The sequence below is a fragment of the Paenibacillus xylanexedens genome, from assembly GCF_007676705.1.
Classification (GTDB): domain Bacteria; phylum Bacillota; class Bacilli; order Paenibacillales; family Paenibacillaceae; genus Paenibacillus; species Paenibacillus xylanexedens_C.
The window spans coordinates 186,585-199,026 of the sequence record NZ_VEBF01000006.1 but is presented as its reverse complement, the minus strand read 5'-3'; the positions used below and the strand labels follow the sequence as shown (position 1 = coordinate 199,026).

The 12,442-nt window shown below is 48.3% G+C and carries 14 protein-coding genes; 13 read left to right on the top strand and 1 reads right to left on the bottom strand.

Annotation, left to right across the window (positions count from 1 at the left end; all coding sequences use genetic code 11):
- Nucleotides 1-151 precede the first annotated feature (151 nt).
- The 7 genes from FS628_RS25115 to FS628_RS25085 all read left to right on the top strand — a co-directional run bounded on the left by FS628_RS25115 (nucleotide 152) and on the right by FS628_RS25085 (nucleotide 7,118).
- Nucleotides 152-1,183: a BMP family lipoprotein gene (locus FS628_RS25115; protein ID WP_145325689.1), complete on the top strand. Its 1,032-nt coding sequence runs from the start codon at nucleotides 152-154 to the stop codon at nucleotides 1,181-1,183.
- Between the two features lie 123 nt (nucleotides 1,184-1,306).
- On the top strand, nucleotides 1,307-2,806 hold the full coding sequence (locus FS628_RS25110; RefSeq protein WP_145325688.1) for an ABC transporter ATP-binding protein: 1,500 nt from the start codon (nucleotides 1,307-1,309) through the stop codon (nucleotides 2,804-2,806).
- On the top strand, nucleotides 2,803-3,870 hold the full coding sequence (locus FS628_RS25105; RefSeq protein WP_100528174.1) for an ABC transporter permease: 1,068 nt from the start codon (nucleotides 2,803-2,805) through the stop codon (nucleotides 3,868-3,870). The genes FS628_RS25110 and FS628_RS25105 overlap by 4 nt, the downstream gene beginning before the upstream one ends.
- Nucleotides 3,854-4,777, top strand: a complete 924-nt coding sequence (locus tag FS628_RS25100) for an ABC transporter permease (RefSeq protein ID WP_017691011.1) — start codon at nucleotides 3,854-3,856, stop codon at nucleotides 4,775-4,777. Before FS628_RS25105 ends, FS628_RS25100 begins: the two co-directional genes overlap by 17 nt.
- A gap of 47 nt (nucleotides 4,778-4,824) precedes the next feature.
- Nucleotides 4,825-5,496 (top strand): sulfite oxidase-like oxidoreductase, encoded by a 672-nt coding sequence (locus FS628_RS25095; RefSeq protein WP_145325687.1) that lies wholly within the window; start codon nucleotides 4,825-4,827, stop codon nucleotides 5,494-5,496.
- Nucleotide 5,497: 1 nt separating this feature from the next.
- Nucleotides 5,498-6,256 (top strand): nucleoside phosphorylase, encoded by a 759-nt coding sequence (locus tag FS628_RS25090; RefSeq protein WP_145325686.1) that lies wholly within the window; start codon nucleotides 5,498-5,500, stop codon nucleotides 6,254-6,256.
- A gap of 250 nt (nucleotides 6,257-6,506) precedes the next feature.
- A complete protein-coding gene (locus FS628_RS25085; RefSeq protein ID WP_145325685.1) occupies nucleotides 6,507-7,118 on the top strand; it encodes a hypothetical protein in 612 nt (203 codons plus the stop codon).
- Between the two features lie 65 nt (nucleotides 7,119-7,183).
- On the opposite strand, the gene FS628_RS25080 is transcribed toward FS628_RS25085, so the two are convergent.
- Nucleotides 7,184-7,369 (bottom strand): hypothetical protein, encoded by a 186-nt coding sequence (locus FS628_RS25080; RefSeq protein WP_076329734.1) that lies wholly within the window; start codon nucleotides 7,367-7,369, stop codon nucleotides 7,184-7,186.
- Between the two features lie 135 nt (nucleotides 7,370-7,504).
- On the opposite strand from FS628_RS25080, the gene FS628_RS25075 reads away from it, so the two are divergent.
- The 6 genes from FS628_RS25075 to FS628_RS25050 all read left to right on the top strand — a co-directional run bounded on the left by FS628_RS25075 (nucleotide 7,505) and on the right by FS628_RS25050 (nucleotide 12,180).
- Entirely contained in the window at nucleotides 7,505-7,792 is a 288-nt protein-coding gene (locus tag FS628_RS25075) for a hypothetical protein (RefSeq protein ID WP_145325684.1), read from the top strand.
- A 105-nt stretch (nucleotides 7,793-7,897) separates the two neighbouring features.
- The gene (locus FS628_RS25070; RefSeq protein ID WP_017691007.1) at nucleotides 7,898-8,083 is read left to right on the top strand and encodes a hypothetical protein; all 186 of its coding nucleotides are present in this window, start codon (nucleotides 7,898-7,900) and stop codon (nucleotides 8,081-8,083) included.
- 123 nt (nucleotides 8,084-8,206) lie between these two features.
- A complete protein-coding gene (locus FS628_RS25065; RefSeq protein WP_186327959.1) occupies nucleotides 8,207-8,695 on the top strand; it encodes a GNAT family N-acetyltransferase in 489 nt (162 codons plus the stop codon).
- A gap of 123 nt (nucleotides 8,696-8,818) precedes the next feature.
- Nucleotides 8,819-9,220: a metal-sensitive transcriptional regulator gene (locus FS628_RS32795; protein ID WP_260871182.1), complete on the top strand. Its 402-nt coding sequence runs from the start codon at nucleotides 8,819-8,821 to the stop codon at nucleotides 9,218-9,220.
- A gap of 55 nt (nucleotides 9,221-9,275) precedes the next feature.
- A complete protein-coding gene (locus FS628_RS25055; RefSeq protein ID WP_017691004.1) occupies nucleotides 9,276-9,476 on the top strand; it encodes a copper ion binding protein in 201 nt (66 codons plus the stop codon).
- 217 nt (nucleotides 9,477-9,693) lie between these two features.
- Complete coding sequence (locus tag FS628_RS25050) at nucleotides 9,694-12,180, top strand: heavy metal translocating P-type ATPase (RefSeq protein ID WP_440131312.1); 2,487 nt, start codon at nucleotides 9,694-9,696, stop codon at nucleotides 12,178-12,180.
- Nucleotides 12,181-12,442 lie beyond the last annotated feature (262 nt).

Genomic DNA, 12,442 nt, shown 5'->3' with positions numbered 1-12,442 from the left:
AAGCTTGATATAAAGCGGTTTCCAGAGCATGGTCGTAAGCAAATCGTCAATTATATTCTATTTGAGTGTATACGCTCAAAGATTTATTGACAAGGATCGACAGTATCCGCTAGGATAAGAAAAAAGAATGTTGAAAAGGGGTATTTTCAAAATGAAAAGAGGTTTATCGTTCGTCTTATCGATCATCATGTTGGCTATTTTGTTGGCAGCTTGTGGGAATTCGGCTTCAAAAGACGAACAATCCGCCCAAGGCAGTGATTCGGAGAAATCTCTTCGGATGGCCCTCGTACTTCCCGAAAAAATAGGGGTTAACCCTTTCTTTGTACAGATGGATGAAGGCTTCAAAAAAGCAGGCGAAGAATTCAAAGTAGACACCAAGACCATTGAATCGACAGACCCGGCAGCATTTGAACAAAATCTGCGCGCTGCGGTTGCTGAGAATTATGATCTGATTATTACAGCAACATTCCAGGCAGAAGATGCATTGAAGAAAGTCGCTGCAGAAAACCCGGACAAATCCTTTGCGATTGTAGATACAACCGTTGATCTGCCTAACGTTCGTAGCGTTGGTTTCCGTGAATATGAAGGGGCGTACCTGCTCGGTGCAGCTGCTGGATTGTCCACCAAAACAGACAAAGTCGGCATGATCGCAGCAATGGATGTACCATTGATCAAGAAATATACGGAAGGTTTCAAAGCTGGATTGGAATCCGTGAATCCGGATGCAGAATTCCTCGTGAACTATGTAGGTGGATTTAATGACCCGGCCAAAGCCAAAGAATTGGCGCTGGTACAATTCGGCAAAGGTGCTGACTTCATCGCTGGCGCATCCGCTGTAGGCGATCTCGGCGTGTTCGAAGCAGCCAAAGAAAAAGGCTTCTACACATCCGGTCAGGATACGGACCGTACGGTTGAAGACCCGGAACATATCGTATTGTCTCAATTGAAGTCAACGGATACGGTTGCTTATGAGACTGTGAAAGATTTCGTAGAAGGCAACTTCAAAGCAGGCGCAGTAAACTACGGCTTGAAAGAAGACGGTGTAGGCCTGACTTACGTTACACGTGATAGTGAATCTCCATTGAATGCTTTCGTTGGACAAGAAGTAATCGACCAAGTGAAAGCAATCAACGATGATATCGTATCAGGTAAAATCGTAGTTAAAGATCCATTGCAACAATAGTTTCGAATGTCTCGAATGTTCTATACAATGATTGAGTAATGGAATGGATCAGCCGGCTGCCCGATCAGGCAGCCGGTTTTGCTGCTATTAAATGACCGAGACCGAGGGGAGCGAACGCGAGATATGCTGTTGGAGATGGAGCAGATTACGAAGAAATACGGCGGCTTCACCGCTAACCGGGACATCCGTTTTAATTTGCGTGAGGGAGAGATTCATGCCCTTGTGGGTGAGAACGGAGCTGGTAAAACAACCCTGATGCGCATGCTGTATGGTATGGAACAGCCCACGTCAGGCACGATCAAAGTCCGTGGACGCGAGGTGAATTTTGCCACGCCGTCCCAAGCTATGGCAAGTGGCATCGGCATGGTGCATCAGCATTTCATGCTGTTCCCTTCCTTTACGGTGGCGGAGAACATCGTGATCGGACGTGAACCGGCTAAGGCAGGTGCATTTGACCGCAAAAAAGCAGCGGCTCAGGTAAACGAGCTTGGCAGAAAATATGGCATGCCGGTGGACCCGTGGAAAAAAGTGTCCGAGTGCCCGCTTGGCATGCAGCAGCGTGTTGAAATTCTAAAGGTGCTGCATCAGGGTGCAGACATCATTATATTGGATGAACCTTCGGCGGTACTGACACCGCTGGAAGTGAAGGAACTGCTCGCGAACATGAAATCGCTCGCCAAGCTGGGCAAAACCTTTGTACTGATTACACATAAGCTGCAAGAAGTTATGGATGTAGCCGACCGAATCACGGTGCTTCGGGATGGTCAGGTGACAGGTACGTTGGAAGCCAAAGATACACATGTGGAGGAATTGTCCCGTCTGATGGTTGGTCGTGAACTTGTGCGTATGGACAAGCAGCCATCGGTTCCAGCCGAAGCCGTGCTTCAAGTGGAGGCAGTCAATCTGTCCGGAGCGAAGGATCGTTCAGCGCTCAAGGAGATCCACATGGAGGTTCGAAAAGGTGAGGTTGTTGGTATAGCTGGCATCTCGGGTAACGGCCAGTCGGAACTGATTCAGGTCATTGCCGGACTGCGTAAGGCGGACAGTGGTCGCGTCTTGCTCTCCGGGCAGGATACAACGAACTGGCCTGTACGGCGCATCCGGGAGCATGGACTTGCTCATATTCCGGAAGATCGCTACATGTGGGGAGCAGCCAAGGATGCGAGTGTTCGCGAGAACGGACTGATGGGCCACCATCATCGTTTGCAGTCACGTGGCATCATCAAAGCCAAAGCAGCTAGAACGATGGTAGAGAGTTGGATCCAACAGTTCAGCATCAAGACGGGTTCTGCGGAGACCAAGGCACAGTTTCTGTCCGGAGGAAACTTGCAAAAGTTGATTGCTGCTCGTGAATTTGCACAGGATACACCGTTTCTGATTGCAGCCGAACCAACACGTGGTGTGGATATCGGAGCGATGGAGACGATTCATGCCGAATTGCTACGCAAACGTAGTGAAGGTGCGGGCATTCTGCTTATCTCATCAGAGTTGTCCGAGATTTTGCAATTATCTGATCGGATTATTGTGATGTATGAAGGCGAAATTGCCGGAGAACTGAGAGCAGAGGAAGCGACTGAGGAACAGATCAGCTTGTTAATGGCAGGAGGGAAAGAGCGGATATGAATCGGGTAAAAGAAACACTTCGCGGACTCGTACAGCCGCTGCTTGCCGTATTCATCGGTCTGATTGCAGGGGCTGTGGCGATTCTGATCGTTGGCGGTAATGTGGTGGATACGTATGCGGAGATGTGGAAAGGGGCCTTCGGCAACTTCTACTTCTTCACCAATACGCTGGCTCGTTCCACACCAATCATCTTGGCTGGACTGGGTGTAGCGCTGGCATTCCGTGCCGGATTCTTTAACATGGGAGCCGAAGGCCAGATGATTCTTGGCGGACTCAGTGCTGCGCTCACCGCGCTCTATCTGCCAGGACCAGGCTGGTTCGTGTGTATTGCTGCGATTGTGGCAGGTATTCTTGCCGGGGGAATCTGGTCCCTGTTTGCAGGTTGGCTGGATGCTCGTTTCGGCATGAATCTGTTGATCACAACCTTACTACTTAACTATATAGCCATTTATTTCGGGGGATACATGGTCTCCTATCCATTCAAGGACCGTACAGGATCAGCGGCAATGGCACAGACTCCGATGATTGATCAGAGTATCTGGTTACCGAAGCTGTTCCAAGGCATGGGGCTGCATGCCGGCTTCATTATTGCCATTGTAGCGGCCATTCTAATCTACTGGTTCACTCACAAAACAGTGACCGGTTACGAAATCCGTATGCTTGGTAGCAATCCTTCATTTGCAACCTACGGTGGTGTTCGCCGCATTCGCATGATGATGCTGTCCATGGTCATCAGTGGCGGACTTGCAGGCCTCGCGGGTGCAGGAGAAGTGCTCGGTACCCAGTACCGTTTCCTTGATGGCTCGCTGTCATCCGCAAGCTATGCATGGAGCGGTATTATGGCCACGTTGCTTGCCCGCTCGCATCCACTCGGTACAGCTGTGGCAGCCATTCTGCTGGCTGCGCTACAGACAGGCGCCATGGGGATGGAACGGAATACGGATGTGCCGCTGGAAGTCGGCAGTGTTATCCAGGCGGTCTTGACGTTATTTGTATCAGCCCAGATCGGTTATTCATTCCTGAAGCGGAGAAAGGAGAAAAAGTCCAATGCAACAACTGTTTGATGCAGCCATGTTTGGCTCAACCTTGCGGATTATGACTCCAATCCTGCTTGCAGCGCTCGGTGGGGCTTTATGTTCTCGTGTCGGTCTGTTCAACGTCGGTCTTGAAGGACTGGTTCTGATCGGTGCGTTCTCCGCTATTGTCGGTAATTATCTGTTTGGCAATGTACTACTGGCTGTACTCTTTTCCATTATTATTGTGATGTTATTCTCGGCGCTGTTTGCCTTTATAAGTATTAATCTGAAGGCCAACGCCATCGTGGTCGGAATCTCGCTCAATTTCCTGGCTGCGGGGGTGACGACCTTTGCACTGCGTGCGATTTTTGATGTAAAAGGCGCATACTACGACAAAGACATGGTGGGACTTCCCAAGTGGGATATTCCGCTGATAAAGGACATTCCGTGGGTGGGCGATGTAATATCGGGACATAGTCCGCTAGTCTACCTCGGCATTGTGCTCGTGATTGCATTGCAATTTTATCTATTCAAAAGTGTATCCGGCTTCCGTCTGCGCTCGGTCGGTGAGAACCCGATTGCAGCACAGAGCATCGGAATCAAGGTACGTGGCATCCAGTATGGTGCCGTTCTGATGTGCGGCGTGTTGTGTGCTCTGGCTGGCGCACAGTTGTCGCTCGGTCAGGTGACGATGTTTACCGAAGGCATGACTGCTGGTCGTGGTTTTATCGCACTGGTGGCAACGATGCTGGGACAAGCGAATCCGCTTGGCGTCATGGGTTCCAGTGTGCTGTTCGGATTCATGGAAGCATTGAGTATTCGTCTTCAAGGATTCTCCCTGCCAACCCATTTCACGTTGATGCTGCCGTATATTGTGACGCTGGTCGCGATGTTCTTTTTCAAAGACCGTACCTATGCACAGGATGCACTGAAAGCGGGCGGAAGCTCGCGTTAATTCCTGAATGCCTAAGTTAAAGGCAGATAAAGAAGGAGGAATCCCACTTGCATAACAAGGCTGAACGTTTGAAAAAAAGTAAAACCCCGGCAACCAAAACAGGCAACGATCACGGAGATCGTCTGCCGCCGGGACAGATGCTGACGGAGAAATTCCCGATTCTGCATGAAGGGGAAGTGCCGGAATATGACCTTTCCACATGGGACTTGAAGGTGTTCGGTGAAGTGGAAGAAGAGAAGGTGTTCTCTTTAGCTGAGCTTCAGGCGATGCCTCAGGTGAACACGGTGAGTGATATTCACTGTGTTACCCGTTGGTCAAAATTCGATACGTCATGGGAAGGTATTCGCTTCTCTGATTTTGTGAAGCTTCTTGGGGTTAAGCCAGAAGCAAAATACGTCATGATCCATGCAGATCATGATTATGAGACGAATGTACCGCTTGAAGAATTGATGCATGATGATGTACTGCTTGCATTCAAATATAACGGCGAGCCACTAACGCCCAAGCATGGTTTTCCGCTGCGTATGGTCGTGCCACAACTTTACTTCTGGAAGAGTGCGAAGTGGATACGTGGTCTGGAGTTTATGACAGAAGACCGTAACGGATTCTGGGAAGTGAATGGTTTTCACCATTTTGCCGATCCGTTCAAGGAACAACGCTTCTCGGGTGAAGATCTGCCGATTCCGGAAGACGAGTGGACGAAGAAGGAGTTCGATTAAGATGTTGATGCCTATTTTACAGATTCATTCGGAGGACATGCCGGCATATGCCATCGTCTGTGGTGATCCGGCACGTGCAGAGAAGATTTCCCGCAAGCTGGAGCAGGCGAGAGAACTGGCGTTCAGTCGGGAGTATCGCACGTTTGTTGGTTTGTATGAAGGGGTACAGATCGCTGTGGTCAGCCATGGTGTAGGTTCGCCTGGAGCAGCTGTATGTTTCGAGGAATTGATTCGGGCGGGTGTTACAACCCTGATTCGTGTAGGTACAGCGGGATCGTATACAGCCGATTATCCGGCAGGCAGTGTGATTGTGAGTACAGCGGCCGTTCGTTCGGACGGGTTGACCCGCCAACTGGTGCCGGATGGTTTCCCAGCGGTAGCGGATATTGGGGTGACGCAAGCACTGATCGAGGCTGCTCGTGAGCATGGGAGCGAGGAGGCTACGACGTTTGCAGGCAAAGTGGGCGTTGGTATCACCGTAACGCTGGATGCATTCTTCGCAGGCGTGGAAGAGATCCCACATCGCAAATACAAGCAGGCTGGAGCACTTGCGGCCGAGATGGAAATTGCGGCGCTCTACATCGTCAGCACCTTGCGTGGCGCTCGCGCCGGAGCGATTGTCGCGATCGATGGATTCGCGGACAGTGATCTGGCAGCCGAGTATGATCCGCATACGGATGCGGTTGGACAAGCGGTGGAGCGCGAGATTAATGCAGCGCTACGTGCGATAGCTGCGCTTGCTCGCCAGGATCAGGCGTAGGTTGGTTAAGGCAAGTATGCATTCTTGCTCAGTGTTACAAGCAAACCAGTAGTTGATGTCCATTTGAGGTGGACAATATAAAAAGGGCGTCCCGTAAGGTCATGAATATGACCTAGGGGGCGTCCTTTTTGAGTTCTCCGTTTATGGTTAAGTGGAGCCTTTTAAATAAACTGAAAAAGAAGAGGGGATGCAGGTACGATAGCGAATTGTATTTGCATGGCATGTCATTAAACTGGGAGAGTGATAAAGTATGGGCTGGAGTGAATTACGTGAAATTCCTAATGAATACAGTGATGAGGTACAGCGGATTGATGAGCAACTTTTGAAACTGGTTGCAGCCAGAAAGGACATAACCGGAGCTGTCCAATACCAACCCCCTCAAAATACCATCGATGAATGGGTGAGGTTACTGGATATGAAGGAGGAAGATATCCGATATGTTCTCCGTAGCGTGCAGCCGATGCCGCAAAGACACTACTATCCAAGTGAACCTCTCCAATTGATGAGTGTGGTGCCAATCATGAAGAAAATGATCAAAGATTCGTGTGAGTATATGATCACGCATTCAATGCAATATGAAGGCGAAAGCCTCGTTTACGTGGAAATTCAATATAAGGGGAATGACGCTGAGCGTATACAAATGGTTCCACATTTGGCTCTAGAAATATTTAGCGAACAGAGACATGTAACCATGAGACATGGCAGTCGTGGAGGAGGTGGGGAGACGCAAATTAGTTTCAGAGTGGTTCCTGCCCTTCCTTCTTCTCTGGAAAACGTTCGATTCTCCTTGATTCCCTCAATACCAGAGTTGGAATACAAAGTAGAGGAAATCATTTTGGATAAACAGGTTGATTTCGATTAACGGGGAACAGAATATATCATGAAAAATGACGTATGGATAATGCGCATGTACAACGGGCGCAGAATCTATACGTCATTATGTGTATCTGGGGAAATAACACCTTGTTCTTTCTCAAATTCTTCAATATGTTGTTCAATAAGATACTCAATCTGCATTGCGATAGATCGTTTGTTTTTGTCCGCAATCACTTTAATTTTCTCGAAATTCTTTTCTCGCAGCCTAAGTGTAAAGACTCTTTTATCTGTAGCCATGAAATAAAATCTCCTCAAAAAGTAATGTTCATATTGTATCATTACAAAATAATTCAATATACAATCATATTGACATCTAAGTGATGTCACTTTAGTATTTATATTCATAGTGACGTCACTTTTGTGGAGGGGATCATGGAGGACTTCGAAGAAATATTTAACCAGTTCAAAGCTCTTCGTATTGAGAGTATCGGAAATCTTGTGATTTATAATTCAAAAGAATATAAAAGATTGAGTCAAGAAAGTGATCGTTTATTTATGGAGCTATGTGAATATGTTAAGCCAGAGGGGATGGCTTTATTTTTAGACTATTGTAATGTAATAACTCTTCTTCAGGGTACAGCAGAGTCAGTAATGTATGAGCAGGGGTTTAAAGATGGATTTAGCTTAATAAAGTTAATGTTTACTTCAAATAACACATAACATGTGGGATGGCATGTCCCTCGCAAAGAATGATAAAGCAAAAAATGGGTAAGTTATATAAAGGAACATCATATTGAAGATGAACACATAAGGGAGGATTCTACGATGACACAGAACAATCAACCTCAGGACGAGGCGGAAATTCGTAACAAGCTTGATGAAGACGGGGATTCCTTGATGGAGAAAAAGAAGATTTTGAGCGGAGTGGACATTGAGCCGCAGGCAGACGAGTGGGCAGCGAAGCCATCACCTGTTGCTTTTAATGAAGGAAATGCTTCTTCAAAAAAATAATCAACATGCGCATTCCATTCACTTTGTGAAATGAAAACAAAATTAGCGAGGCAGGTACCCTGATGGTATCTGCTTTTTCGTTGTATAATAATGTAAAATTCATTAGATGAAAGAGTGATGGGTATGAGTACGGGGACGATTTACATCAGAAAGGCAGAACCGAGGGATTACTCGGGTGTGTCATTGCTGATGGATGAGCTGCACCAGATGCATGTCGAGGCGCGCCCGGATATATACAGAGCGTTAGAGACCAGAATGGAGGAAAAGGAATTCACCGAACTACTGGAAACGGACAAGCGTTATCTGTATGTTGCCGAGTCTTCGGGGACGGGCTTGATTCTGGGTTATGGGAGTGCGCAGTTAAGTGTAATTCAGGATAACCCATTGATGGTGGATCGCAAGATGTTGTACATCCATGAACTTGTAGTGGATACCAAACATCGGGGCCAAGGAACAGGTAAACAGTTACTAGAAGCATTCATCGAGTTAGGGAGAGAGCTTCAGGCGGACAGCTTGGAATTAACAGTTTCCACGTTTAACTCTGACGCGCAGGCTTTCTACGAACAGATGGGGCTTGTAGTCCGCAGCAGCAGGATGGAATATACATTGTAAGATGCACCGCTCTATTTAAAGTTAGAGAATTCAACCATTTTTATCAAAATACCAAAATAGTATTGAATACCCCCATGGGGTATGTTACTCTTAGAAAAGAACGAAAGAAAAGGGGTGTTCATGATGGATCATCAGAGCCATCCCGAGGAACCTTTGCAATCCTCCGTAACTGATTCAACAACTGAAGCTTCGGATACAGTTCCAGAAGCGGCATCCTGTCATGCCGAGGGCAGTGATGGGAAGCATGTGCGCAAGAGTCACCATTCGCAGGAGATGAAGAGTAACCTGGTATCTCGTTTGAACCGTGTAGAAGGTCAGATTCGCGGAATCAAGGGATTAATTGAGAAGGATACGTACTGTGATGATGTGCTGACACAGATTGCCGCGGCTCAGTCTGCTCTTAATTCGGTAGGCAAGCTTCTGCTTGAAGGCCATATGAAGAGTTGTATCGTTGAGCGCATTCAGGCTGGTGAACATGAGGTTGTGGATGAACTGCTGGTTACGATGCGGAAGTTAATGAAGTAAGTTAGGTCAATTCAATCAAGCTATCATTTTAATATACCCCAAGGAGGAATTTACAATGTCTAATGTTACGTTGAACGTTACGGGAATGTCCTGCAATCACTGCGTGAAATCAGTTGAAGAAGCTGTGAAGAATACCGGTGCGAGTGGTAAGGTTGATCTGGCAGCAGGAACGGTAGCCGTGGAATATGATGAGCAGACAGTCAATGTGGATCAGATCAAAGCTGCCATTGAAGATCAGGGATACGATGTAGTCTAACGGGATCACAGGCTTAAACCGAACATGCTCATGGGCGAAAAAGAGGTCAGAGTACCTTTTCCCAAGAGTCAGGTTTAAGCCTAATTTTCTGTCTGATACATACCCCTTGGGGGTATGTCGGATACAACATACAATAAATTGAATCGACATGAAAGGAGCTGACATGATGGATAACTCAACGAATAAGCCAATGGATAGATCATCCGAACCCACACCAATGCCGCCTATGGCAGACGCACCGGGATTAAAGACAACACTACACATCACGGGGATGACCTGTGCCGCATGTTCAACGCGAGTCGAAAAGGGCTTGTCTCGTATGGAAGGAGTGCAGCAGGCCAATGTGAATCTTGCCATTGAACAGGCGACCGTTTCCTATGATCCGAAGATAACCAACGTGAGTGCCTTGCGAGATAAGGTGGAAGCATTGGGCTACGGTACGGTGACAGAATCGGTTGATTTGAATATCACCGGTATGACGTGTGCTGCTTGTTCTGCTCGGATTGAAAAGGGTCTTTCCCGACTGCCGGGGGTATCTCAGGCGAATGTGAATCTGGCGCTGGAGACAGGGCATGTCGAATATGCGGCCGGCGCACTCAAACCTTCGGATATTACCGCCAAGATCAAGCAGATGGGGTATGGTGCTGAACCACAACTGACGCAAGAAGAGACCACATCTGTCCGTGAGCGGGAGCTACAACGCAAAAAGTGGAAATGGATGATATCTGCTTTGTTATCGATTCCTTTGCTGTGGGCAATGGTCGGGCATTTCTCGTTCACATCCGGAATCTATGTACCTGAGCTGTTCATGAACCCTTGGTTCCAGCTGCTACTGGCCACACCAGTACAGTTCGTGATTGGGTGGCAGTTTTATGTGGGAGCATACAAAGCACTACGCAACCGTAGCGCCAATATGGACGTCCTCGTCGCACTGGGTACCAGCGCAGCGTTTTTCTACAGTCTGTATCTGACGCTATCCAGTGGGTATTTACCCTCTACGACGATGGATCACGGCGCAATGGGAACGAGCACAGCCGCCATGCCTTCGGTAGAACTCTATTATGAGACAAGTGCGATTCTAATTACGTTAATTTTACTGGGAAAATGGTTCGAAGCTGTGGCGAAAGGTCGCTCTTCACAGGCAATCAAAAGCCTGATTGAACTGGCTCCACGTGAAGCTCGTATCATTCGTGATGGACAGGAAGTGATGGTTCCTGCCGCATATGTTGCGGTAGGTGATTTGGTCCTGGTGAAGCCGGGGGACAGCATCCCGGTGGATGGTATCGTTGAAGAAGGGCAATCCTCAGTAGATGAATCCATGCTTAGCGGAGAAAGCCTCCCCGTGGATAAAAAGCCTGGAGATCCTGTTACAGGGGCAACGCTGAATAAGAATGGGGTATTACGTCTTCGGGCGACCCGAGTGGGCTCCGACACGGCTTTGTCCCAGATTATCAAAGTCGTTGAGCAAGCTCAGGGCTCCAAAGCACCGATCCAGCGGATTGCAGACGTCATATCAGGCATATTTGTTCCGATTGTCGTTGGTATTGCCGCGTTGACATTCCTGATCTGGTACCTGTTCGCAAGTCCGGGTGACTTCGCTGGTTCCCTTGAAAAAGCCATTGCTGTGCTCGTCATTGCCTGTCCATGTGCACTAGGGCTGGCAACGCCAACCTCTGTCATGGCTGGGTCAGGACGCGCGGCTGAATATGGTATTCTGTTCAAGGGCGGCGAACATCTGGAGTCGGCACAACAGATTCAGACCGTGGTGCTCGACAAAACAGGTACAGTAACCCAAGGTAAACCGGTCCTTACCGATGTTATCACGGCTCCGAATTGGACGGAATCCGATCTGCTTGAGCGTGTAGGCGCGGCCGAACAGAGTTCCGAGCATCCGCTGGCAGAGGCGATTGTTGCAGGTATTCGTGCCAAGGGTCTGGAGTTAACCCCAACAGAGAAGTTCGAGAACATACCGGGATACGGTGTGCGAGCTTCAGCAAAAGGGCAGGAAATTCTGGTCGGCACGCGTCGTTTGCTTGCGGATGGGAAGGTGAATGTCTCTGAGGAAACCGTTCAGCAGATGAACCGTCTGGAGGAACAAGGGCGTACAGCGATGCTGGTAGCGGTGGATGGTCATTGGGCAGGGGTCGTGGCGGTGGCTGACACTATCAAGGATACCTCTCGCGAAGCCATCGGTCGTCTTCAGGCGATGGGGATCGATGTCATCATGATTACGGGAGACAACGAACGCACTGCTCGTGCTGTAGCAGAACAGGCAGGGATCGGTAAAGTGCTGGCTGAGGTGCTGCCGGAAGGTAAAGCCGCGGAAGTGAAGAAACTTCAGGAGAGTGGCCTGAAAGTCGCTATGGTGGGTGATGGTATTAATGATGCTCCGGCACTCGCTACAGCTGATATTGGGATGGCCATCGGAACAGGAACGGATGTAGCGATGGAAGCGGCAGATATTACACTGATGCGTGGTGATCTGAACAGCATTGCAGATGCGATTGAGATGAGCCGGCGTACGATGGGTAACATCAAACAAAATCTGTTCTGGGCACTCGGATACAACGTTATTGGTATTCCTATTGCGGCAGTTGGCTTCTTGGCTCCATGGCTGGCAGGGGCGGCGATGGCGTTCAGCTCCGTGTCGGTTGTACTAAATTCCCTGCGTCTGCAACGCATGAAACTGAAGAGAAATGACTGAACGATCTTTGTTTATATCGATATCCAAGGTCTCATTGTAATAAAGTGAGGATATATGTGCGGTTCGCTGCGGCGGACCGTTTTTTTTGTTGAGAAAAATACAGTTGAGTCGCCAAAAGTTTCATCCTGAATCGCTGATACAGTTGCTATAGATGTCCTTTTCTAGGGGAAAAGGATAGCGTAATGCTCCTTTATGAAAATAGATCAATTACATTCATGAATAAAGCTTATGTTTTCTGAATTTTTCAAAAATGAGTTGACAA

What these genes read in the sequence shown, in the direction of transcription:
- FS628_RS25115 (WP_145325689.1), top strand. Translation starts at nt 152, where the DNA reads ATGAAAAGAGGTTTATCGTTCGTCTTATCGATCATCATGTTGGCTATT.
- FS628_RS25110 (WP_145325688.1), top strand. Translation starts at nt 1,307, where the DNA reads ATGCTGTTGGAGATGGAGCAGATTACGAAGAAATACGGCGGCTTCACC.
- FS628_RS25105 (WP_100528174.1), top strand. Translation starts at nt 2,803, where the DNA reads ATGAATCGGGTAAAAGAAACACTTCGCGGACTCGTACAGCCGCTGCTT.
- FS628_RS25100 (WP_017691011.1), top strand. Translation starts at nt 3,854, where the DNA reads ATGCAACAACTGTTTGATGCAGCCATGTTTGGCTCAACCTTGCGGATT.
- FS628_RS25090 (WP_145325686.1), top strand. Translation starts at nt 5,498, where the DNA reads ATGTTGATGCCTATTTTACAGATTCATTCGGAGGACATGCCGGCATAT.
- FS628_RS25085 (WP_145325685.1), top strand. Translation starts at nt 6,507, where the DNA reads ATGGGCTGGAGTGAATTACGTGAAATTCCTAATGAATACAGTGATGAG.
- FS628_RS25080 (WP_076329734.1), bottom strand. Translation starts at nt 7,369, where the DNA reads ATGGCTACAGATAAAAGAGTCTTTACACTTAGGCTGCGAGAAAAGAAT.
- FS628_RS25075 (WP_145325684.1), top strand. Translation starts at nt 7,505, where the DNA reads ATGGAGGACTTCGAAGAAATATTTAACCAGTTCAAAGCTCTTCGTATT.
- FS628_RS25070 (WP_017691007.1), top strand. Translation starts at nt 7,898, where the DNA reads ATGACACAGAACAATCAACCTCAGGACGAGGCGGAAATTCGTAACAAG.
- FS628_RS25065 (WP_186327959.1), top strand. Translation starts at nt 8,207, where the DNA reads ATGAGTACGGGGACGATTTACATCAGAAAGGCAGAACCGAGGGATTAC.
- FS628_RS32795 (WP_260871182.1), top strand. Translation starts at nt 8,819, where the DNA reads ATGGATCATCAGAGCCATCCCGAGGAACCTTTGCAATCCTCCGTAACT.
- FS628_RS25055 (WP_017691004.1), top strand. Translation starts at nt 9,276, where the DNA reads ATGTCTAATGTTACGTTGAACGTTACGGGAATGTCCTGCAATCACTGC.
- FS628_RS25050 (WP_440131312.1), top strand. Translation starts at nt 9,694, where the DNA reads ATGCCGCCTATGGCAGACGCACCGGGATTAAAGACAACACTACACATC.